19 protein-coding genes are annotated in these 22,330 nt (G+C 36.8%); 15 read left to right on the top strand and 4 right to left on the bottom strand.

Annotated features, from left to right (window positions below; translation table 11 throughout):
* Positions 1–8: 8 nt before the first annotated feature.
* The 7 genes from IGJ20_RS10615 (at position 9) to elrE (ending at position 9,612) form a co-directional block, all read left to right on the top strand.
* Entirely contained in the window at positions 9–3,206 is a 3,198-nt protein-coding gene (locus tag IGJ20_RS10615; RefSeq protein ID WP_126254667.1) for a DEAD/DEAH box helicase, read from the top strand.
* 67 nt (positions 3,207–3,273) lie between these two features.
* Positions 3,274–4,179, top strand: coding sequence for an Rgg family transcriptional regulator ElrR (gene elrR, locus IGJ20_RS10610; protein ID WP_430605291.1), 906 nt, complete (start codon positions 3,274–3,276; stop codon positions 4,177–4,179).
* Between the two features lie 189 nt (positions 4,180–4,368).
* Positions 4,369–6,540 (top strand): enterococcal leucine-rich protein ElrA, encoded by a 2,172-nt coding sequence (elrA, locus tag IGJ20_RS10605; RefSeq protein WP_126254666.1) that lies wholly within the window; start codon positions 4,369–4,371, stop codon positions 6,538–6,540.
* Positions 6,541–6,543: 3 nt separating this feature from the next.
* On the top strand, positions 6,544–6,912 hold the full coding sequence (elrB, locus tag IGJ20_RS10600; RefSeq protein WP_002356469.1) for an LPXTG anchor domain-containing protein ElrB: 369 nt from the start codon (positions 6,544–6,546) through the stop codon (positions 6,910–6,912).
* A gap of 1 nt (position 6,913) precedes the next feature.
* Positions 6,914–7,696: a WxL domain-containing protein ElrC gene (gene elrC / locus IGJ20_RS10595; RefSeq protein WP_002362540.1), complete on the top strand. Its 783-nt coding sequence runs from the start codon at positions 6,914–6,916 to the stop codon at positions 7,694–7,696.
* A gap of 39 nt (positions 7,697–7,735) precedes the next feature.
* On the top strand, positions 7,736–8,512 hold the full coding sequence (elrD, locus tag IGJ20_RS10590; protein ID WP_002362542.1) for a WxL domain-containing protein ElrD: 777 nt from the start codon (positions 7,736–7,738) through the stop codon (positions 8,510–8,512).
* A gap of 74 nt (positions 8,513–8,586) precedes the next feature.
* On the top strand, positions 8,587–9,612 hold the full coding sequence (gene elrE / locus IGJ20_RS10585) for a transmembrane protein ElrE (protein WP_002376547.1): 1,026 nt from the start codon (positions 8,587–8,589) through the stop codon (positions 9,610–9,612).
* A 37-nt stretch (positions 9,613–9,649) separates the two neighbouring features.
* Here elrE and IGJ20_RS10580 read toward each other — a convergent pair whose 3' ends face one another.
* Complete coding sequence (locus IGJ20_RS10580) at positions 9,650–10,363, bottom strand: HAD family hydrolase (protein ID WP_002356474.1); 714 nt, start codon at positions 10,361–10,363, stop codon at positions 9,650–9,652.
* Positions 10,364–10,690: 327 nt separating this feature from the next.
* On the opposite strand from IGJ20_RS10580, the gene IGJ20_RS10575 reads away from it, so the two are divergent.
* Positions 10,691–12,406, top strand: coding sequence for an ABC transporter ATP-binding protein (locus IGJ20_RS10575; RefSeq protein WP_126254665.1), 1,716 nt, complete (start codon positions 10,691–10,693; stop codon positions 12,404–12,406).
* Between the two features lie 43 nt (positions 12,407–12,449).
* On the opposite strand, the gene trpS is transcribed toward IGJ20_RS10575, so the two are convergent.
* Positions 12,450–13,460, bottom strand: coding sequence for a tryptophan--tRNA ligase (trpS, locus tag IGJ20_RS10570; protein WP_126254664.1), 1,011 nt, complete (start codon positions 13,458–13,460; stop codon positions 12,450–12,452).
* Positions 13,461–13,819: 359 nt separating this feature from the next.
* On the opposite strand from trpS, the gene spxA reads away from it, so the two are divergent.
* The 4 genes from spxA to pepF all read left to right on the top strand — a co-directional run bounded on the left by spxA (position 13,820) and on the right by pepF (position 18,349).
* Complete coding sequence (gene spxA / locus IGJ20_RS10565) at positions 13,820–14,218, top strand: transcriptional regulator SpxA (RefSeq protein WP_002356477.1); 399 nt, start codon at positions 13,820–13,822, stop codon at positions 14,216–14,218.
* 342 nt (positions 14,219–14,560) lie between these two features.
* Positions 14,561–15,223, top strand: coding sequence for an adaptor protein MecA (locus IGJ20_RS10560; RefSeq protein WP_002356478.1), 663 nt, complete (start codon positions 14,561–14,563; stop codon positions 15,221–15,223).
* Positions 15,224–15,311: 88 nt separating this feature from the next.
* On the top strand, positions 15,312–16,490 hold the full coding sequence (locus IGJ20_RS10555; RefSeq protein ID WP_002388404.1) for a competence protein CoiA: 1,179 nt from the start codon (positions 15,312–15,314) through the stop codon (positions 16,488–16,490).
* Positions 16,491–16,537: 47 nt separating this feature from the next.
* Positions 16,538–18,349: an oligoendopeptidase F gene (gene pepF, locus IGJ20_RS10550; RefSeq protein ID WP_002380671.1), complete on the top strand. Its 1,812-nt coding sequence runs from the start codon at positions 16,538–16,540 to the stop codon at positions 18,347–18,349.
* 93 nt (positions 18,350–18,442) lie between these two features.
* On the opposite strand, the gene IGJ20_RS10545 is transcribed toward pepF, so the two are convergent.
* Together IGJ20_RS10545 and IGJ20_RS10540 are read right to left on the bottom strand one after the other, a co-directional pair.
* Positions 18,443–19,102, bottom strand: a complete 660-nt coding sequence (locus IGJ20_RS10545; protein WP_002356482.1) for a ClpXP adapter SpxH family protein — start codon at positions 19,100–19,102, stop codon at positions 18,443–18,445.
* 63 nt (positions 19,103–19,165) lie between these two features.
* Positions 19,166–19,744, bottom strand: coding sequence for a CYTH domain-containing protein (locus IGJ20_RS10540; RefSeq protein WP_002356483.1), 579 nt, complete (start codon positions 19,742–19,744; stop codon positions 19,166–19,168).
* A 196-nt stretch (positions 19,745–19,940) separates the two neighbouring features.
* Between IGJ20_RS10540 and IGJ20_RS10535 the strand changes: the two genes are divergently transcribed.
* Genes IGJ20_RS10535 through IGJ20_RS10525 form a run of 3 tightly spaced genes read left to right on the top strand, consistent with a single transcriptional unit; the run spans position 19,941 to position 22,326 of the window.
* The gene (locus IGJ20_RS10535) at positions 19,941–20,615 is read left to right on the top strand and encodes a GTP pyrophosphokinase (RefSeq protein WP_002356484.1); all 675 of its coding nucleotides are present in this window, start codon (positions 19,941–19,943) and stop codon (positions 20,613–20,615) included.
* 12 nt (positions 20,616–20,627) lie between these two features.
* The gene (locus IGJ20_RS10530) at positions 20,628–21,425 is read left to right on the top strand and encodes an NAD kinase (RefSeq protein WP_126254663.1); all 798 of its coding nucleotides are present in this window, start codon (positions 20,628–20,630) and stop codon (positions 21,423–21,425) included.
* Between the two features lie 7 nt (positions 21,426–21,432).
* On the top strand, positions 21,433–22,326 hold the full coding sequence (locus IGJ20_RS10525; RefSeq protein ID WP_126254662.1) for an RluA family pseudouridine synthase: 894 nt from the start codon (positions 21,433–21,435) through the stop codon (positions 22,324–22,326).
* Positions 22,327–22,330: the final 4 nt, after the last annotated feature.

Genomic DNA, 22,330 nt, shown 5'->3' with positions numbered 1-22,330 from the left:
GTGAGTCGATGAAATGGAGTATTCCAGAGCGAATCGTTGAACAAGGGCGCGAATATATGCAAGAAGGCCGGGTCTTATCTATCGTTCAAAATCCAGAAAAAAGGATCTGGTTGTCTGAGGTTTTAGGGGAAGAACTTTATCTTGTTGAATTGGATGGTACCGCCAAAGAACAAGATGTTTGTGAATGTCAATATTGGATGGAACATGGCTATTGCAAACATACAGTGGCAGTTGAACTGGCACTGAAACAACGAGGCGTGTCAAGAATTATTCAAGCGAATCAAACAGTCAGTTTTGAGAAAACAAATCGATCAACAGCTGAAATGTTTACCAAAGGCTTTGCCAAATTAAGCAAAGCTTCTGCCGAAGTTCCCTTGCAGCCTTTACGTTTAGAATTTCATTTAGATGTGATCGAAACGAATAATTACTATCCAGAATTATCAACGATTGGTCTTTCTTTAAAAATTGGTTTGGAAGGCACCAAACCTAAAACATATATTGTGAAAAATATTGGTGATTTTTTACAAGCATATGAAAAAGAAATGACTTTTATGGTGAATAAGCAACACCAATTTACTTTGCTACATGATTCTTTTTCAATGGAGATTCAAGCAATTTTAACAGAACTTGCGGCAATTTATCATACCAGCCAATTATTAGGTGCAAACGGTATTCAAGTTAAAGGGAAAATCGACAAACGTTATCTATTATTACCAATTGATCGCAGTCAATCGTTAGTTGAAAAAATGAATCGAACGGGTCAGTTTATATTAACCAATCAAACTCATAAGTATCGCTATCTAACGTTCAAAGAAACCAGTTTGCCACTTACGTTTACAGTGCAAAAAACCGAGGAACAAAGCTTCAAATTAACTATTCAGAATCCTATTACAACGTTTCTAGCCCACTATCACTGGGCGATTGCGGATCAAACGGTTTATTTACTAACAGAAGAGCAGGAAGCCATCTACACCACGTTACTTCAATTAATGAAACGCTTGGAAGAGCCGTCAATTATTTATGAAAAAGAAACAGTTTCTGATTTATTTAGTGAAGTGTTACCATTATTGGAAAAAATTGGTCGAGTGTCTGTTGAAGAATCAGTTGAAGAATTAGTCGTCCATCATCCTTTAAAAGCAGTCTTTATTTTTAAGAAAATTAAAGGTCGGATTAACGCTCGGATTGATTATCACTATGGAGAAGTCATTTTCTCGACAAACCCGAAATATGCTCAATTACCTGAAGTTAATCAAGAAATCGTTCGAGATAAAGCAAAAGAAACAGCAATTAAGCAGCAATTTCAACAGTTTGCCTATCAGCAAACAACCACAGGCTTTGAAAAAGTCTTACCTGCTGGGGAGTCCTTGTATTATTTCTTTAAAGCCGAAGTTCCAGCTTTCCGTCAATTAGGAGAAGTTCGGATGGGACGGAAATTACGGGAATTTTATTTAGATGCCCAGCATCATCAACCAACGATTGAAGTTGCGGAAGGGGATTCTTGGTTAGATATTCGGTTTGATGTCACTGGCATTGATGAAACCGAAATCGATGCAGTATTGACTAGTCTGCTACGTAATGATGCTTTTTATACGTTAAAAAGTGGTGAAATTCTTGCTTTTGACTCAGAGGAATTTTTCCATACAAGTGCAATTTTAACGAAGCTACGAAAAAATATGCATCAAGAAGACAATGTCATTCATGTGCCCAAAAATCAAGGTCTCATGATCGAAAGTTTATTAGAAGACAACGAGCGGGCACATTTTTCAGATTCCTTTAAAAAAATGGTCACGGATTTAACGCATCCAGAAAACTTTGAAGCGCAAGTCCCCAAATCCTTACAAGCAACGTTACGCCATTACCAAGAAACAGGTTATAAATGGCTGAAAATGCTTAGCCATTATCAATTTGGCGGTATTTTAGCTGACGAAATGGGTTTAGGGAAGACACTGCAAACCATTACCTATTTACTTTCGGAAAAAGAAGAAGAGCGCTTGAAAGGGACAGCTTTGATTGTCGCTCCTGCAAGTTTAACCTATAATTGGTTAGCCGAAGTCAAACGTTTTGCGCCAACCTTAAATGTTCAAGTGGTTTCTGGCAACCGCCAAGAACGAGCAGCGCTTTTACAAAATAGCACCGAAGATATTCTGATTACTTCTTATGCAAGTATGCGACAAGATGTTCAGCTTTATCAGGAAATGCGTGTCGGCTATTTGATTTTAGATGAGGCCCAAATGGTTAAAAATAGTGGGACTAAAACGGCGCAAGCCTTAAAAAGTTTAAAAGTACCCCAACGTTTTGCATTAAGTGGCACACCAATTGAAAATAATTTAGATGAACTGTGGTCAATTTTCCAAATGATCTTACCGGGATTGTTCCCAGGCAAAAAAGCCTTTCGAGAAATTAAGCCGGAAGAAATTGCCAAAATGATTCAACCATTCATTTTAAGACGAGACAAGAAAACGGTGCTTGCAGACTTACCAGAAAAAATTGAAAATAATATGTACAGTGTCTTAACAGAAGAACAAAAAACGGTTTATTTGGCCTATCTAAAACAAATGCAAGCAGATGTCAGTCAAATGGATCAGGCGACCTTCAAGAAAAATCGCATGAGTATTTTAGCAGGCTTGACCCGTTTACGACAAATCTGTTGCGATCCGCGTTTGTTTATTGAGGATTACACGGGAGGTTCTGGCAAAGTGGAACAAGTCAAAGACTTTTTAGTGGCTGCCAAAGAAAACAATCGTCGTGTCCTATTATTTTCTCAGTTCACAAGTATGCTTTCTATCTTAGAAAAAGAATTGAATGAATTAGGCTTAGAGACGTTTTATTTACGAGGAAGTACGAAGCCTCAAGATCGGTTAACAATGGCGAATGCCTTCAATGAAGGAGAAAAAGATGTCTTCTTAATTTCATTGAAAGCAGGGGGAACCGGACTAAATTTAACTGGTGCAGATACAGTTATTTTATACGATTTATGGTGGAATCCCGCAGTCGAAGAACAAGCGGCTGGTCGGGCGCACCGCATGGGACAAAAAAAAGTTGTTGAAGTGTGGCGGATGATTGCAGAAGGAACGGTTGAAGAAAAAATGAATTCCTTACAGCAAGAGAAACGCGAGCTGTTCCAAAAAGTGATTCAAGGAAATGAAGAGCAATTAGCGAAAATGACGGAAGAAGATATTCGCACAATTTTAAGCATTGGAGAATAGCCGTTCAACTTAGTTGCTATCTTATTTAAAGAGAAATGGAGTAATTCGTTTGAAACAAAAAGAATATATGGAATATCGGCCGCTAGGTGAAGAAATTGAACGGATTCGTAAAGGAAAAAATATTCCTCTGCGTGTCTTTGATGAAAATGGTGTTTCTAGTCAAAGTTATCAACGCTTTGTCCAAGGAAATAGTGAATTGCGTATTTCGGATTTAGCCATTATTGTCGAAATCTTGTCTATTTCGCCGATGGAAATGACAGAAAAATTAACGCCAATGTCCAAAACAGTTTTAGCTAAGGAGCAGTTTAATCAAGCAATCTTTAGTAAAAATTTTCAAGAAAGTAGTCGAATCGTTGCAGATTATCGAGCGTATTATGATAAATCGTCTTTTGCTTTAGGAAAGCAAGAAGTAATGTATTCGATGTTGGCGTTGGAATATCTTTTTAACCCTCAAACGGTTGTGACAAAAGAGGAAATTATTGCATTAGAAAATCAGATTCTGGAACGATTAATTAATGCCGATGTGTATACTATTTTTAATTTGAAATTTTTAGCATTACAAAAAAACGTTGGCTTGCAGCCGTTTCCAACTTCGTTACTTTTTCGTGTATTACAATCTGTCAATGAGCGGGAAATTATTGATATTCGCTCGCTAGAAATTATCGAGCAAGTAATTATTGATTTTTTATTTGCGGCGATTGTCAGCCAAAATGTTCCCCATATTCTTCATGTATTAAGCATGTTTAAAGAATATGAAGTGGGTGAAAATAACTGGCGAATGATCCTCTGGAAAAAAATAGCAGAAAAAATAGAAATGATTTTAACCAATGAAGAAATATTCGCAGATTGGTCAATCTTTAAAGAACAAATCCTCTTATCTATCACATTGTTTTTACCAAAAGCCAAACAAGAATTTTTTGCTGGGCAATTGGAAAAAATAGAGGATAGTTTAAAAGAAATAAAAGAAAACTAGGCATAATTGAGAATTTGTCATAATACATTCTGGTTGTGTTTAGCGACAAAGAGCGCCAAATAGGGGTATAAAACCCTATTTGGCGCTCTTTGTCTTGTCTATACAAATTAATTTGGACAGTTTGTCGTAATTGAACCCATTTTCAGTTGATATTCACTATAATTAAGAAAATATCAGGAGGTGAAGTTTATGAAAAAAATGTGCATCTCCGCAGTTAGTGCCTTACTTTTGGGTAATAGTTTGCTACTTCCTGTAACAACTTTCGCCGAAACGACCGAAACAATCGCATCCTCCAGTGAAGAAAATGTTTCATCTGTTTCAGAAGAAAAGATTCCAGAAACTTCATCGGCAGAAGAGCAAAATTCAGCAACCAGTAGTTCGGAGATTCCCCAATCAGAAGAGTTAACGACTGTTGAAACAAGTGAAGAGCCGCCAAATGAAGCACTAGCGATAACGGAAGCACAACTGATGATGCCCCAATTATACGCAGGTGCTGTCTTAGATAAAGCGACGCCTATCAGTACACTATTTCCTGATCCAGCCTTTGCGGAAAATATCAGAAAACAGTTAAGCAAATCTCGGACCTCTAATACCGTCACCCAAGCAGAATTGGATAAACTGAATAAAGTTATTTTAGAAAATGTCGTTGTTTCTAATGTGGAAGGAGTTCAATACCTAAGAAACTTAGAAGAATTATCTTTTCAAGATTCGCTCAATGTAACAGATTTGAGTCCTTTTGCTAAAGGTGAATTTAAGCTATTACGTTTTTTATATATGAGAAATAATAAAATAGCTGATCTTAGTCCGTTAGGTCAAGCAGGATTAATTAGTTTAGAAGGCTTGTATGTTGAGAACAATCAATTAACGACATTAAATGGACTTGAAGGAATGGCTGCTTTAAAAAATTTAAGTATCCAAAATACGACAGATCATCCGTCAAAAATCACGCCGAATAATCGAGTGACTTCCTTCGACCCGCTTCGTTCTCTTCGTAATTTAGAAACCATTTGGGCTGCCAATAATCAGATTGCTACTTTAGATGGGCTTACGGAAGCAAATAACCTACTCCGTCTTTATGTGGAAAATAATCAATTAAAAACAATTGCGCCCTTGGCGAATAAGCCACGTCTAGAAGAGTTGAGTATTATGAATCAAACGATTGCTAGTCTGGAAGCTTTAAGCACTGTTCCTAATCTGCGTGTACTGTATGCAAGAAACAATCAAATTTCTTCCTTGGCACCGTTAGAGAAAACACTCAATCTAACAGTTTTAGATGTGGGAGAAAATCAAATTTCAGATATCAGTCCGTTAAAAGGCTTAACGGCCATTACAGGGCTAGATGTATCTAATCAAATGATTATCTTATCTTCTGTCGATTATATTGCTGGGAAACCACTGCAATTAAAAAATAAGGTGGTATCTCGTGATGGTCAACTATTTCCACCGCTGACGATTAGCCCTTATGGAAGTTACGATGCCACAAAAGGACTGTTTGAATGGAATTTACCCAAAGCTCATGAAGGCGTTTCTTATATCTGGGAATCAACAGATAAAGCATACTTAGGGAACTTTTCTGGAACAGTCGTCCAACCTGTCAAAGAAGTTTTCTTAAGTGAAACGAAACTATCTTGGTCAAAAGAGCGTATAGAAAAGTCGATGGAAAAAACAATCGATATTGATGACTTTCAAAAAACAGCCCTGCCTTTTTATTGGCAAGATGTCGATGCTGGGAATAGATTACAATTTATTGTCAAAAAAGAGGGTCAAGAAATCCAGAAATTAGCAGATGAAACAACCACTAATTCTAAAACATTTAAGGAAAAAGCCTTGTTATTACCAGAACTAACTTATGGAAAACAGCAGTTGGTCGTGGAAGTCTATGATAAAGGCTACAAGATTGATGAATTAGCGCTAACAGTCACTGTGGTTGGCTCTGTCAGGTTCAAAACGGTACCCACAGCGATTTCCTTTGGGAATGAGCTGCAAATCGCTAGTAGCACGACCCAATATCCAATTGTTTCCATGGATCAACCATTAGTGATACGGGATACTCGTCAAACAGGGAATAATTGGTCGCTTGCACTAACCGTTACTTCTGATTTCAAATCTGAATCAGGTGCTACGTTGCCGAATATTTTAAAATTTAGAACCAACCATCGCTTACAGGACATTCCAGAAGGCCAATCGATTCTTGTTCACAACCAAGTCAATGGACATCAAGAAACAAATATTTCTGATCAATGGAAAGAAAATGACCAAGAGTTGTTATTATCTGTTCCTGGAGGGACGGCCAAAGCAGAAGAATACGAAGCAAAACTAACTTGGCACTTGATGGACGTACCTGATGGCAGTGCAAAATAGGGGGTGAGTCTTATCAAAAAAATAGTTAGCGGTGTATTGCTATTAGGATTGATTTCATCAGTTGATGTATTTGCTGAAACAAATGCCTATCCGACAAATGCAGAAGTTTCTTTTTATGGCGAGTATGAACCACCAGCCAACAAAGAAAAACCAGATGGTAAGATACCACAGCGTTTCCCCAAGCAATCGGAAGCAATACCAGCAGTGAGTGGAGAATCATTGAAGCACTCAACAAGTAAAACGGTTGATCAAAAAGGCTCAGGCTTCTTACCTCGAACTGGTACTAAACAGCAACAAATGTTTAATTATCTCGGAATAATAGTCATCTTTATGGCTAGTTTTATTTTAAAAAAAAGAAAGAAGGAACAATAAAATGAAAAAAATTATCTTATCAACAATCCCCGCTATCACTTTAGGCGTGGCTATTGCACCAGAAGTGAATGCAGAAGAAAAAAACTATGAATCAAATGCCATCGTAGAATTTACGCCGGACACCTCTATCAACAAACCAGTCGATCCAGTGAATCCAGATACCGAAAAACCTGTTGAACCCTTTGACCCAACGACACCAGACACAGGCAATAAGCCAAATGAAGGAACAACTGGTCCACTAAGTATCGATTATGCTTCTAGTTTAGACTTTGGCAAAAATAAAATTTCAAATAAAGATGAAAAATATTATGCAAATCCACAATACTTTTTCTTGGCAGACGGTTCTGGTCCTGATTTGACTAATCCTAAACCAAATTATGTACAAATTTCCGACAAACGCGGAACGAATGCCGGTTGGGCCTTAACAGTTAAACAAGAAACACAATTAACAGCGACAAAAGAAACATTAAATAAAGTTTTAGACGGTTCAGAAATTAAATTAAGTCAAAACAAAGCAGTGTCTAATTCCAAAGCAGTCACACCAACTGCGCATGAAGTAACTTTAGTAGCTGGTGATTCATCAAATGTGATGTCTGCCGCTGAAGGTCAAGGTTCTGGAACTTGGCTTAGTGCGTTCGGTGGGATTGAAAAAGTGGAAGTTGACGGTGAAAGCGTAGATAAAAATACAGCGATCACATTAACTGTACCAGGAGCAACACCAAAAGATGCTGTTCAATACAAAACTGTTTTAACATGGACAATCGCTGATTTACCAAGCGTATAATTATTGAAACTATAACAATAGAAGAGAAGGAGCACTAACATGAAAAAAATGACCATCGCAAGCAGCTTAATTTTAGCAACCATCGCGGTAGGAACACTACCAGTTCAAGCAGAGGAAGTGGCTAATCGCGACACAGATGCTATTGTAAAATTTAAAGCACCAGATGAAAAAGATCCCAACAGCAAAAATCCTGTAGTGGATCCAGAAGACAAAGACGGCAAAGATCCTGTGACACCTATCGACCCAGTAAATCCTGACAAACCAGTTGATGAAGGTTCTACAGGTCCCTTAACCTTGGATTATGCTTCAAGTTTAAACTTTGGTGAAAATATCATCAGCACAAAAGATGAAATCTATTTTGCATCAGCACAAGTTTTAAAAGATAAAAATAATGTTGAAAAAACGGGCCCATTATTTGCTCAAATTACAGATAATCGTGGAACTTTAGAAGGCTGGACTTTATCTGCAAAACAAAATTCTGCATTTACTTCTGCTACAAAAGGTCAGACGCTTGAAGGAACTGAAATTGTCTTTCAAAACGCTTCAGCTGTGACAGCAGGACAAAGCGCTGCACCAACAAGTTTAGCGAGCGTAACTTTTGGTACAGTTGGTGAAAGTCATAACGTGATGGTAGCCGCAACAGATCAAGGTGCTGGGAAATGGTCATACTTATATGGCAATGCTAGTTCAATTGCTGAAGTTGACGGCCGTCAAGTAATGAAAGATGTTCAATTAAAAGTGCCAGGTAAATCAGTTAAATTAAACGATGCCTACAAAACAACAATTACTTGGACATTAGCTAATACGCCAGTATAAAAAGAACCTTTTTGGAGAAAGGAAGAGGGGAACTCAGCCTTTCTCCTTTACATAGAAATGGAGTGTAGAGCGAAATGAAAAATAGATATTTTATTCTGATGATCCTAAGTTTTTATTTCTTTGCTTTTGGGATTGAAACCTCAGCAGCAGAATTACGATTTAGTGTTGAAACAGAAATTCCAGAAAACCAAATAGATAAAACAAAAACATATTTTGATTTAATGATGAAACCAGACCAAGAACAAATTTTGAAAGTTCGAGCGGCCAATAGTACAGATGAAAATTTAGTGATTGATGTTAGTGTAAAGTCGGCCACAACAAACAGCAACGGAGTGATTGAATATGGTGAGTCGTTGACAGCATTAGATAAATCTGCACCAGCAGATTTATCAGAAATCATTCAACTGAAAGACGGCGGTGAGAGTGTTGAATTGCCTGCTAAAAGTGAAAAAGTAGTTGAATTGCGAGTGAAGATGCCTAAAGAAGAGTTTTCAGGGCAACTAGCGGGCGGGATCACGTTTAGTGAAAAAGTCGATGAAACGAAAGACAAGCAAAAAGAAAATACAAACGGCTTAGCAATTGAAAATCGCTATGCCTATACAGTAGCTGTTTTACTTCGAGAAAATGAAACAGTTGTACAACCAGAATTGTCTTTAGAGAAAGTTGAACCGACGCAAAGAAATGCGCGCAGTGTTATTTCTGCAACACTGTTAAACCATGAAGCAGCCTATCTTCAATCAATGAAAGTAACGGCAAATGTTAAAAATAAGAAAACAAATAACGTTATTTTAGAGAAAGAACAAGAAGATATGCAAATGGCGCCCAATTCAATTTTTAATTTCCCTATTCCTTATGAAGAAAATGAAATGGAAGCTGGGACGTATGTATTGGCAATGACTGTGGAAGGCTCAGGAAAAAAATGGCAATTTACGAAAGAATTTACGATCTCAAAAGAGGAAGCAAAAACATTTAATGAGAAAGATGTAACCGTCAAAAAAACGGAATCTAAACTTATTTATCTCTTAATCGGTTTATTGATCCTTTTACTGATAATCTGCCTGTTCATCATTTTACGTCTGAAAAAACAAAAAAATAAATAAAAAAAAGCCGTTCTTCAATTTGAAGAGCGGCTTTTTTTTAAAGATTAAATAATTTCTCCACAGTCGGACAAAGTTCGGTGAAACAAGTGACTTCTGCAAGGTGTGATGCAGGTTGGCAACTTGGTAGTTCACGAGAGCGGTGGTTAAACCAAAGAGAATGCCAGCCACCATTACGTGCGCCTACAATATCATTGTCATAACTATCACCAACATATAAAGTATGTTCAGGTTCCATACAAAATTGATTACAGGCTAAATCAAAAATTTCCTTTTCAGGTTTTTGGAAACCCGTACTTTGAGAAATAATGATATTTTGGCTTGGAACCCATTTTTCAAGATTCAATTGTTTAACTTTTTTAAATTGATGGTCTGTTGGACCATTTGTAATAATCCCCATCGGAATTTCTTTCTCTTGTAAAGTATCAAGAAGCTTAGTAACTTCTGGATGCATCGTAATATTATCCAATTCTTCTTCATAAACTTGTTGGAAAATTTTTCCTTCTTCTTGTGAAATTCCTGGATAGTTTAGATCCTTTAATGTTTCATTCATCCGGAAAAACCGCATGAAATCTAGGGACCATTCATTGGCTAAAACTTTCGGAAACGTTTCATCGCTGTGGTGTCTAAAACGAAGATACAATTCATGCATATCCTCTGTCGCAACGTTTGGGAAAATTTTAGTCATCGCATTTCGAAAGGGTTGTTGCTGATCGTACAGCGTGTCATCAACATCAAAAACAATGGTTCTCATTTAACAAGTGCACCTCTTAACTTTTTTACAAAACTTTTCATATGTTATATTGTAGCCGATATTTTCACAAATAAATAGAGTATTTTTCACTGTATTTCAAGGTTTTGTACAGAAATCAAAGCCTTGCGGGAAAAGACAATTATAGTTATTTTTACCGAAAAAATGGAAACGATAAATGAAAAAATATTCTGATAATGAAAAGTTTGTGAAAATGATTTTGAGTCAAAGTTACTTAAATAACACGTGTTCTGATAGAAGTTAGAATTTTGCAAGAGACAGTCTTTTTCCGTATAATGAATGAGAATGAAGGGGGAGAGTTAGGGAGTTATGTTAAAGCGTTTTTTTGGGTATTATCGACCTTATCGTCGATTATTTATTTTGGATTTTGGGTGTGCCGTTTTTGCGGGGCTGTTAGAGTTGGCTTTTCCAGTAGCAGTCAACCAAGTAATTGATAAGATTATGCCAAAAGGAGATTTTCGCCTCATTGCATTAGCTAGTGCGGGCTTATTTGCATTTTATATAATCAATACGTTTTTACAATTTATTGTGGTTTATTTTGGTCATATGTTAGGCGTGAATATTGAAACAGATATGCGTGAAGAATTATATCAACATCTGCAAAAACAACCGTTTGAGTATTATGATAATCAAAAAACAGGGAAATTAATGAGCCGTTTGACCACTGATCTTTTTGAAATTTCAGAAGTGGCGCATCATGGTCCAGAAGACGTCTTTATTACGATTATGACGTTAGCAGGTTCTTTTTTATTAATGTTAACCATTCACGTGAAATTAGCCATCGCTACGTTTATTTTATTGCCATTTATCACGATTGCGCTAGGTTATTTTAATAAGAAAATGACAAAAGCGAATACGGATATTTACGATAATTTAGGTGAATTTAATGCTGGGATTGAAGCGTCAGTAAGTGGGATACGTGTCACGCAATCTTTTGCAAATGAACCATTTGAACGAGAACAGTTTAATTATTTAAATCAAATGTATCGAAAATCGAAATTATATTTTTATAAGGTGATGGGTGTCAGTTCCGCCTATAATTACTTATTAATTCGTTTGATAAATTTATTTTCATTAATTTTTGGTGCGTATTATACAATTAAAGGAGAAATTACAGAAGGTCAGTTTGTAGGATTTATTTTATTAGCCAATATTTTTATTCGGCCGATTGAAAAAGTCAACAATATGATTGAAAGCTATCCCAAAGGATTTGCTGGCTTTAAACGTTTTACGGAAGAAATGGACAAACAACCGTCCATCAAAGATTTGCCAGGAGCTGTTGCTGTTTCGCATTTAGAAGGAACGATTGCCTATAAAGATGTTTCATTTGCTTATGAAGATGGCACAAAAGTTTTAGACCATATCAATTTAAAAATTCAACCTGGTGAAACCGTTGCTTTCGTTGGCCAAAGTGGTTCAGGAAAAACGACCTTGTGCAATCTGTTGCCTCGTTTTTATGAAGTCAGTAGTGGTGAAATTACGATTGACGGTAGAAATATCCAGCAAATGACCTTGGCTTCATTACGTAAGCAGATTGGAATTGTTCAACAAGATGTGTTTTTATTCCCTGGAACATTACGAGAAAATATTGCTTATGGGAATTTAAATGCTACAGAAATAGACATTCAACAAGCGGTGAAATTAGCACATTTAGAACATGTAATTCAGCTAATGCCAGATGGCTTGGACACAATTATTGGCGAACGTGGCGTGAAATTATCGGGCGGTCAAAAGCAGCGAGTGGCAATTGCGCGAATGTTCTTGAAGAACCCGCCGATTTTGATTCTAGATGAAGCGACTTCTGCATTAGATACAGAAACAGAGCAAGTGATTCAAGAGTCATTAAACTCGTTAGCTGACGGGCGAACAACATTAATTATTGCCCACAGACTGGCAACGATTAAACATGCTGATCGAATAATCGTAGTGAGTGACCAAGGAATTTTAGAAGATGGAACACATGAAACTTTGTACGCGCAAAGAGGCCACTATCGTCGGCTGTACGATGCTCAATTTAGAACATAAAAAAACCCGCGAATAAAACTTCGCGGGTTTTTATTATATTTAGTTAGCGCCGAACTTTTCTTCCCAAACCAACAGCATTTTTCATTCGTTGAAGTGTTTTGTTGGCTACCTGGCGAGCGTTTTCTGCACCCTCATCTAAAATCATATCTAATTCTTCTGAAGCTAGAAGCTCTTGGTAGCGCACTTGAATAGGTTCTAATAAGGCAACTACTGCTTCTGCTAAATCTGCTTTGAAGTCTCCATAGCCTTTGCCTTCGTAAGCTTGAACAAGCTCCTCAACAGTTTGACCTGTCGCAGCAGAATAAATATTTAGTAAGTTAGTAATGCCAGGTTTTTCTTCTTTATTATATTCAATTACACCAGTTGAATCAGTTACAGCAGAGCGGATTTTTTTGCGAATCACTGCTGGATCATCAAGCAGTGAAATAAAGCCCTTCACATTTGTATCGGACTTACTCATCTTTTTCGTTGGTTCTTGTAAGCTCATAATTCGACTACCTTGCTCAGCGATTTTTACTTCAGGCATCGTTAAAATTTCTTGATTTTTTTGGGCGTAACGTTTGTTGAAGCGTTCCACAAAATCACGTGTTAATTCTAAGTGTTGTTTTTGATCATCTCCGACTGGCACTAAGTCAGCGTTGTACAACACGATATCACCAACCATTAATGGAGGGTATGTTAAAAGACCAGCGCTTACGCCAGCACGACCATTTTTTTGCGATTTATCTTTAAATTGTGTCATTCGTTCTAACTCACCAATAGAAGTATTGCACTGAATGATCCAACCAGCTTCTGCATGGGCACTCACTTCAGACTGTATGAAAATTGTTGCTTTTTGTGGGTCTAAACCAACCGCTAGGTAAAGAGCTGCTAAGCTACGAATTTGTTGACGTAGCTTTTGCGGTTCTTGGGGAACGGTAATGGCATGTTCATCCACAATACAAAAATAACAATTGTATTCATTTTGTAATTCGATAAATTGTTTCATTGCACCAATGTAATTTCCGATTGTCGGAGTACCACTGGGCTGAATACCAGAAAAAATTGTTTTCATTAAATAACCACCTGACTTTAGACTTAAGATAGTGAATAGTTCTATTATACATTTTATTAGAAAAAAATACATGGGAACTTCTTGAAAAATCACCAAGAGAAGTAAATTATAACAGCAACCATAAAAATAGAAAACTGTATTACTTTTTTACAGAATCATAACGAATATCCATAAAATTTCATAAAAATTAACCCTAATTTTACACGGATGTAATGAAGGAAAAATAAACAAAGTTAATAAAAAATGTTTAAAAACCCCTAGTATTTTTATTAGAAATTAGGTATACTGGTTTTAAATAGAGGAACAGTACAGTTCCCTGTTTCAGAAACGCGATGATTCGCGAAAAGGAGTGATGCACAATGTTGACACTTTATACTTCCCCAAGTTGCACGTCATGTCGTAAGGCTAGAGCCTGGTTGCAAGAGCACGAAATTCCTTTTAAAGAAAGAAATATTTTTTCTGAACCTTTAAATATTGAGGAATTAAAAGCAATTTTAATCATGACAGAAGATGGAACAGAAGAGATTATCTCTACTCGCTCTAAAGTTTTCCAAAAATTAAATATGGATTTGGACGAGCTTCCACTTCAAGATTTATTAGAGTTGGTTCAAGAAAACCCTGGATTGTTGCGTCGGCCAATTATGATTGATGAGAAAAGATTACAAGTCGGTTTTAACGAAGATGAAATTCGCCGATTCTTACCAAGAGATGTTCGACAACTGGAATTGCGCCAAGCACAATTAATGGCAGGTTTATAAAAAATATAAAATTTTGTTCTTTATTTGTTAATTGTAATAAAGAACGATTCATATGAATTTAGGGCCAGGGATTTTTATCTCTGGCTTTTTAATACATATTTAGAACTTGTATTCATTTGATTTGGCAGAACGTGGTCAAGGAAAAATAGTATCTTTTTTGGAGAGACTGCGTTAAGATGAAGAGGTAGAAGGAGCGAAAAACCAATCGTTAAAAAAGTTCAAAGTTTATAAAACGTTCGCTAGTTTTAGAGGATTTATAGACTTTCCACTTTACTTTTGTGTAGTTTTCGCTACAATGAACGTAAGAAGTTTCCTGATTGAAGCAAAGAGAGGTGTAGCGCTATGGAAATGGAACATATTAATGAAAATACGATTCGTGTGTTAATTGGCAACGAAGACCTGGCGGATAGAGGGATTACTTTTCTTGACTTACTAGGAAACCACAAAGATGTTGAAAATTTCTTTTATAGTATTTTAGAAGAAGTTGATGTCGAAGATGAATTCCAAGGCAGTGAAGCAGTCACTTTCCAAGTCTTGCCTAAAAATGATGGTTTAGAACTGTTTATTAGTAAAAATGTCGCTATGGACGACTTGTCTTCCTTAGAAGGTCTGAGCGAAGTCAATGCAGATGTTAGCGAATTAATTCGCAAACAAATTGAAGCAGACAAAGCAGCCGCCGATGAACTTGATGAGATGGAAGCCACAGATGAAACAAACAGAAATGTAATCTTTGAATTAGATAATTTTGAAGCGATGATCCAATTATCCAAAGAAGTCTTCATGCAATCTGTTTTGACTAACTTATACACGTACAACGATCGTTATTACTTACAAGTTTTGTTCTTAACCGATGAATTAGAAAAAACAAATGTTGACAATGAAATTGCACAGATTTTAGAATTTGCTCATAAAACAACTGTCACTCAGGATACTTTAGTCGAATATGGCACTTGTATTATGGAACGCAGTGCATTGGAATTAACACGTTATTACTTTAATGATTAAGCAAAAAAGCAAAAACTTTCGAGTTTTTGCTTTTTTTTTGATGAAAATTAAGAAACTTTGCGTAGTTTATTTATGAGAGGTGAAAATCATGTTAACAGCTTTAACGGCAGACAACCAAGAATTATTTTCTTTAATCGATTGCTCGATTGATGAATTAACACAGATACGAAGCGAACAAGCTTTTGTGTGTCCAATGTGTCATCAATCGGTCATTTTGAAGGCAGGCCCCATTAAAATACCCCATTTTGCTCATCGTAAAAAGAATAGTTGTTGGTACGAAGCAGAAGCTGAAACAGAAGAACACCTCCGCTTGAAGCAGCTTTTTGCGGAAAAGTGTTTACGTGAAAAGCTGTCTTTTCAAGTTGAGGCATACTTACCCGCCTTGAAGCAACGCCCAGATTTACTCATTGGGAAGATAGCCATTGAAATTCAATGTAGTCCATTGCCAATTAAACGTTTGGTGGAACGGACGGAGACTTATCAAACTCATGGCTATCAAGTTGTTTGGATTTTAGGTGAACGATTAGTGCCTAAAGACAAGCTCACGCAATTAACGAAACAATTCCTTTATTTTTCGGAGTCCTTGGGATTTTATTTATGGTCGGCCAATAAGAAACAAGAACGAATAGAGTTACTTTGTCATATTGAAGAGAGTCAATGTCAACAATTTTATAGAAGAAAACAATCATGGGATTTTTACGAAAAAAAATTACTAGAAATCTTCCGACTCCCGACCGCTAATTTAAATTTACTGCCAGATAGACGGCACACTGGCCAATTGATGCATGATTATTATCAAAAATTGACTCAACAACTTGGTTACAGAAATGCTCAGTTGCTTAGGACACAGAGCTTTTTATATACGAAAGGTTGTCACCTTCTCCAGTTACCTCCTTGGTTTTACTATCCTGGATTGAAGCTATTACCTTCTTCTGAAGAAGATATTCATTTAAAAATGCTTGTTTGGGAAGCACTAAAAACCAAAGAAGGGCGTTTAGTGACCAAACAGGAACTATGGCGTATCTTGGAAGCTGTTTTTTTGGAAGAAGGGAACTTTGTTTGGCAACCGCTACCGAATATTGGCTTAAAAAAGCTTTTTAAAATCGTGGGGAATAGCTTATTGAGCTGGTTACAAGAATGTTATGTGTTAATTAAAGTAAACAATAAGTACCTAATAACTAGTATTTTCCTAAGAGAAGATCCTGAAAAGCTCATTCATTGGCTAAAAAAAGTGAAAAAACAACATTTTTTTAGTCACACGTGTTAAATTATGATAGTATAATGAGTAAAACGTTTCTTAAAGGAGAGTAAACTATGAGCGAAATTAAACAATTACCAACACGTGATGAAGTTCCAACTCCATTAACTTGGGATTTAACCAAAATTTTTAAAGATGATGCTGCTTTTGATGTTGCGTATAATCAGTTGACAGAAGAGTTAAATCAAGCAGAATCATTTAAAGGAACCTTAGGGAATGGTGCAGAAGCTTTTCTAGCTGCGTTAGAATACGTTTTAGATGTCTATAGAAAAGTGGAAACATTATATGTCTATTCTCATTTAAAAAATGATCAAGACACTACAAATACAGCTTACCAAGCTTTATATGCCAGAGCTAGTTCTTTATATGCACAAGTTAGTGAAGCTGTTTCTTGGTTTGACCCAGAGGTTTTAACATTAAGTGATGAACAAATCTGGGGATATTTTGAAGAGCAGCCCAAATTAGCTGTTTATCGTCACTATATTCAAAATATTTTAGATGAACGTCCCCATGTTTTATCGATGGAACAAGAAGCTTTACTGGCGGGGGCTAGTGAAATTTTTGGTGCCTCAAGTAATACATTTTCAATTTTAAATAATGCAGACTTAGAATTTCCAACTGTGCAAAATGCTGAAGGCGAAACGATTCAACTTTCTCATGGCGTTTATGGTCAGTTAATGGAAAGTGTCGATCCATCTGTTCGTGAAGCAGCATTTAAAGGTTTGTACAAAGTGTACAAACAATTTAGAAATACCTTAGCCTCAACTTTAGGTGCACATGTTAAAACGCATAATTATAAAGCAAAAATTAGAAATTATGATTCTGCTCGGGCAGCATCTTTAGCAAGTAATCATATCCCTGAAAGTGTTCACGAAACATTAGTAGCTGTAGTAAATAAACATTTACCTTTGCTACATCGTTATGTAAAATTAAGAAAAAAATTATTAAACGTAGAAGAATTACACATGTACGACTTGTATGCGCCTTTGCTAGGTGAAGCACCAATTCGTTACAGCTATGAAGAAGCAAAAGAAAAAGCAATTGAGGCTTTAAAACCACTAGGTGAAGACTATTTATCTATTGTTAAAGAAGCTTTTTCAAGTCGCTGGATTGATGTGATTGAAAATCAAGGAAAACGAAGTGGCGCATATTCTTCAGGAGCTTATGACACAGCCCCATACATTTTAATGAATTGGCATGATAGTTTGGATCAACTATTTACATTAGTCCATGAGATGGGCCATAGTGTTCATAGTTACTATACAAGAAATAATCAGCCGTATGTTTATGGCGACTATTCAATTTTCTTAGCTGAGATTGCTTCAACCACAAATGAAAATATTTTAACAGAATATTTATTACAAACAGAAACAGATCCTAAAGTACGTGCGTATGTCTTAAATCACTATTTAGACGGCTTTAAGGGAACCATTTTCCGTCAAACCCAATTTGCGGAATTTGAACATTTTATTCACACGGAAGATGCTAAAGGCACGCCATTAACAAGTGAATATTTGAGTGAGTATTATGGCGAGCTCAATGCTAAATATTATGGACCAGAAGTAGTTAGAGACGAAGAAATCAGTTACGAATGGGCGAGAATTCCACATTTTTATTACAATTACTATGTTTATCAATATGCAACTGGCTTCTCAGCCGCTTCGGCATTGTCTAAACATATTTTAGCTGGAGAAGAAGGAGCTTTAGAGAAGTACCTTAACTACTTGAAAGCAGGAAGTAGTGACTTCCCAATTGAAGTGATGAAAAAAGCGGGCGTGGATATGACACAAGCCGCGTATATCGAAGATGCAATGAAAGTTTTTGAAGAGCGTTTAACGGAATTAGAAGCTTTGGTTGAAAAATTATAGACAAAAAAAAGTGGGCTATAAGTCGAAATGACTTATAGCCCACTTTTTAACTCTTAAGATAATTGGTTAACAGCTTTCGTCGCAGCATCTTTTTTATAATAAATGTAAATGTCCATTTGGAAAATGATAATTGGAGCGACGTTTAAATTCAAAGGTTGCGTCACCTTGGTCCAGCAACGGTTCGTTATGTGGATGGACACGACAAAGTTGTTTAATTTCATCCATGTTTTCAAAATTTTCGACTAAAATGCCGAAATCGTTCTCGCAAGTATAGTTGTAAACGACTGCGGTAGGATGTTGTTTAATCCCCATTTCTCGAGCAACTTTTTGGTCGGTTTGGAAAGATTCTTTGACAAAATCGGATTGTCGGTCTTTACGATACATATCAATATCCCCGCCGGCCGCTAGAAGTAGTTCTTCTGATAACTCAGGAGAGTAAGCTAGACCGTCTTCAGCTACTGCTTTTTGTAAGCCAATCAACAATTGTCGGCCTTTTTTTCGGCCTTGTAACTGTGCTGCTTTATAGTCAAGAGCGGCTGAGTATAAATCTTCAAAAATTCGATTCCGTCGTTTAATGTCATTAATCGGAATATGTTGACGACTCAAAAATTCATTGATCGTTTTCATATTTAATAAAGGAATAAAGCGCAATTGTATTTTCTTCTTGTCGTTAACAGACAATTGTATAATTTCTTTTTCAATTTCTAAACAGACGCCGCCTAAAGGATTGACGAACAAATAAATTTCAACCATTCATACTTCCTCCAATGCCATGCTTTTTCAAATACAGGTGCCAGAACGTCAGTGCTTCGAATACTAAGGGGCAGTGGTCCGCATCATGCGTTGAATCTTGTTAGGTGCAAGCGTAATGGGAATGTTCAAATCAGCCATTAATGTTTGAAACGCTTGCTTGCCGCTTTCAGCTTCAGTAACTTCTAACTCTAATTCAAAATCGTGCTGTTGGTTATACCAACTTTCGTCTAACGCAAGTAGTCCTTGAGGAATTTGTTTTTCTGCACGTGCTGTTTTTAATGAACCAATTAAATGGATCGAGGCGATTTCAATACCTAATTCTTGTAATTTCTTCGCCACAGCCCCCTCAGTAGGGAGGTGATTCCTCTTGATAAAGTGGTTCGCCGTCTCAAGCGATAAAGGGTCATTGATTTCTAATAATCCTTCTGGCGCAGGAACTTTTAAGGTTAACTCACCACGATCTGCTAATACGCGAATTCTTAAGCCCATTCGTTGTGCTTTTAATTGAAAATCGTCCGTATCAAAATAATGATTTGTTTGCGTAAAAAAGTCCGTTTTTTGAATAGCAAAATGGTCGATTAATCGTTTGAAATCTTGCGGACTAACTAATGTTTTAAATTCAATTTCTAAGTGCTCACTCATGGGGTTCTCTCTCTTTCTTAAATCACTCCAATTTTCACATATTATATAGGTTTCCGTCAAGAAAAGTGGTCTTCTCTGTGAAAAATTTTTCTAATGAAAGGCGTTTGGAAATCAAATAGCGAATAACACCCTATTTTAGGGAGGACTGTGGTAAAATAATCAGTGAATGAAATTCAAGGAAATTGAGGGATCTACCATGGAACGAGAGTGGGAGCTGTTTTTAGCGCCATATGAACAGGCGGTCAGCGAATTAAAAGTAAAACTACGAGGTATTCGTAAACAATTTCGGGAGCAAGATAAACACATACCAATTGAATTCGTTACGGGACGTGTGAAACCAGTAGATAGTATTTTGACAAAGACGGCTATTCGGCATATTCCTTTAAATCGGATTGAAGAAGAAATGCAAGACATTGCCGGTTTGCGGATTATGTGCCAATTTGTGGAAGACATTTACCAGGTAGTCGCACTTTTAAGAAATCGTAAAGACTTAAAAATTGTGGAAGAACGGGACTACATTGAAAATAAAAAAGAAAGTGGCTATCGTTCGTACCATGTGGTGGTGGAATATCCTGTGCAATTAGTCACCGGGGAAAAGATTATTTTGGCCGAAATCCAAATTCGGACACTTTCCATGAATTTTTGGGCAACGATTGAACATTCTTTGAATTATAAATATCAAGGTGTCTTTCCTGAAGAAATGAAAGAACGCCTTCAGCGAGCGGCAGAGGCAGCCTATTTATTAGATGAAGAGATGTCATCTATTCGTGAAGAAATTCAAGAAGCACAACATTATTTCTCTCATGGCCGTGGCTTGCTAGAAAACGAATACTATAAGCAAATTAAAAACGAAACACCAGAAAATCAGTAAAGGAGTCTGCTTATGAAAGTGGCGATTGTTCATAACTCGGAAGAAAAATCGAAACAAGTCACAAAACAACTGACAACACTATTAGAGCAAAACCAAATTCAAATAGACAATCGTCAACCTGAACTTGTGATTTCAGTCGGCGGAGATGGTACGCTTCTTTCCGCTTTTCATCGATTTAATCATCTGTTAAACGAAGTAAGTTTCTTAGGTGTACATACCGGACACTTGGGTTTCTATACAGATTGGCGTGATTATGAATTAAAAGAACTAGTTGAAAGTTTATGTATTCATCGTGAAAAAAGTACGAGTTATCCATTATTAGATGTGCGGATTCGGTTTAGAGATGGGAAACCAGATAAACATTTTTTAGCATTAAATGAATCGACAATTAAACGAGGAAACCGGACGATGGTGGGCGATGTGCTTATTAAAGACGAACTGTTTGAACGATTTCGTGGTGATGGGTTGTCGATTTCGACCCCAACCGGCTCTACTGCGTATAATAAAAGTATTGGTGGGGCTGTTTTGCATCCTAGCATTAATGCGTTTCAGTTAACCGAAATCGCCTCCTTAAACAATCGTGTCTTTCGAACATTGGGGTCACCGATTGTAATCGCACATACAGAGTGGCTGGAGATTAAATTACAGGAAAGTGATGATTATTTTGTCACGGTGGACCAATTAGATATTTATCAAGAAAATATCGCTTCTGTCTGCTATCGAATTGCAGACGAACGTATTCATTTTGCCTCTTATCGGCACATGCATTTTTGGCATCGAGTGAAAGATGCCTTTATTGGTGAGGATTAATTAAACGATGGAATTTCAATGGACATATGACAAAGAAACAACACAACAAGTGAAATATTTTTTAAAGGAACAAGGCGTTTCAAAAGGTTTATTAGCAAAGGTGAAATTTCAGGGTGGTAAAATTCAAGTGAATGGGACCGTTCAAAATGCCATCTATCCTTTACAAACTGGCGATGTCGTTAAAATGACGATTCCAGATGAAGCGGAACATGAGACATTATTAACAGATGATGAACCGATTGAAATTGTGTTTGAAGATGATCATTTTTTAGTAGTTAATAAGCCTACAGGCATTGCCTCAATACCTGCTCAGTATCATCCTTCAGGAACGATGGCGAATCGTGTTAAGGGGTATTACAAGCGTCAAAATTACGTGAATCAAGTTATACATGTCGTGACTCGTTTAGATCGAGATACTTCTGGGCTGATGTTATTTGCAAAACACGGCTTTGCTCATGCTTTAATTGACCAAGAATTACGAGAAAAAAAGGTGACAAAAATTTATTATGCCCTTGTTGGTGGAGCGATTGAACAGTTAAGCGAGCATCAATTGATTGAAAAGCCAATTGGGCGCGACTTGTCCTCTTTATTAAAACGCCAAGTTATCGAAACAGGTCAATTTGCTAGTACAGAATATTGGCTCGCAAAAAGAGGAGCCCAAGCAGCAGCTGTGCGCATTCAGCTCCATACAGGACGAACACACCAAATTCGGGTACATTTTGAAGCAATTGGCTGTTCATTGTTAGGGGATGAGATGTATCATGGAGAGATGGATCAAGGAATTGGGCGGCAAGCGTTGCATTGCATGGAACTAATTTTTACTCATCCTTTTACCAAAGAAACGGTTCATCTGATTTCCCCACTAGCGGAGGATATGAAAAGTGTAGATGATACGTTATAATAAT

Source organism: Enterococcus sp. DIV0294 (assembly GCF_050558155.1).
Taxonomy (GTDB): Bacteria; Bacillota; Bacilli; order Lactobacillales; family Enterococcaceae; genus Enterococcus; species Enterococcus faecalis.
This window is presented reverse-complemented; position numbering and strand designations above follow the sequence as displayed.

What these genes read in the sequence shown, in the direction of transcription:
- IGJ20_RS10615 (WP_126254667.1), top strand. Translation starts at nt 9, where the DNA reads ATGAAATGGAGTATTCCAGAGCGAATCGTTGAACAAGGGCGCGAATAT.
- elrR (WP_430605291.1), top strand. Translation starts at nt 3,274, where the DNA reads ATGGAATATCGGCCGCTAGGTGAAGAAATTGAACGGATTCGTAAAGGA.
- elrA (WP_126254666.1), top strand. Translation starts at nt 4,369, where the DNA reads ATGAAAAAAATGTGCATCTCCGCAGTTAGTGCCTTACTTTTGGGTAAT.
- elrC (WP_002362540.1), top strand. Translation starts at nt 6,914, where the DNA reads ATGAAAAAAATTATCTTATCAACAATCCCCGCTATCACTTTAGGCGTG.
- elrD (WP_002362542.1), top strand. Translation starts at nt 7,736, where the DNA reads ATGAAAAAAATGACCATCGCAAGCAGCTTAATTTTAGCAACCATCGCG.
- elrE (WP_002376547.1), top strand. Translation starts at nt 8,587, where the DNA reads ATGAAAAATAGATATTTTATTCTGATGATCCTAAGTTTTTATTTCTTT.
- IGJ20_RS10580 (WP_002356474.1), bottom strand. Translation starts at nt 10,363, where the DNA reads ATGAGAACCATTGTTTTTGATGTTGATGACACGCTGTACGATCAGCAA.
- IGJ20_RS10575 (WP_126254665.1), top strand. Translation starts at nt 10,691, where the DNA reads ATGTTAAAGCGTTTTTTTGGGTATTATCGACCTTATCGTCGATTATTT.
- trpS (WP_126254664.1), bottom strand. Translation starts at nt 13,460, where the DNA reads ATGAAAACAATTTTTTCTGGTATTCAGCCCAGTGGTACTCCGACAATC.
- spxA (WP_002356477.1), top strand. Translation starts at nt 13,820, where the DNA reads ATGTTGACACTTTATACTTCCCCAAGTTGCACGTCATGTCGTAAGGCT.
- IGJ20_RS10560 (WP_002356478.1), top strand. Translation starts at nt 14,561, where the DNA reads ATGGAAATGGAACATATTAATGAAAATACGATTCGTGTGTTAATTGGC.
- IGJ20_RS10555 (WP_002388404.1), top strand. Translation starts at nt 15,312, where the DNA reads ATGTTAACAGCTTTAACGGCAGACAACCAAGAATTATTTTCTTTAATC.
- pepF (WP_002380671.1), top strand. Translation starts at nt 16,538, where the DNA reads ATGAGCGAAATTAAACAATTACCAACACGTGATGAAGTTCCAACTCCA.
- IGJ20_RS10545 (WP_002356482.1), bottom strand. Translation starts at nt 19,102, where the DNA reads ATGGTTGAAATTTATTTGTTCGTCAATCCTTTAGGCGGCGTCTGTTTA.
- IGJ20_RS10540 (WP_002356483.1), bottom strand. Translation starts at nt 19,744, where the DNA reads ATGAGTGAGCACTTAGAAATTGAATTTAAAACATTAGTTAGTCCGCAA.
- IGJ20_RS10535 (WP_002356484.1), top strand. Translation starts at nt 19,941, where the DNA reads ATGGAACGAGAGTGGGAGCTGTTTTTAGCGCCATATGAACAGGCGGTC.
- IGJ20_RS10530 (WP_126254663.1), top strand. Translation starts at nt 20,628, where the DNA reads ATGAAAGTGGCGATTGTTCATAACTCGGAAGAAAAATCGAAACAAGTC.
- IGJ20_RS10525 (WP_126254662.1), top strand. Translation starts at nt 21,433, where the DNA reads ATGGAATTTCAATGGACATATGACAAAGAAACAACACAACAAGTGAAA.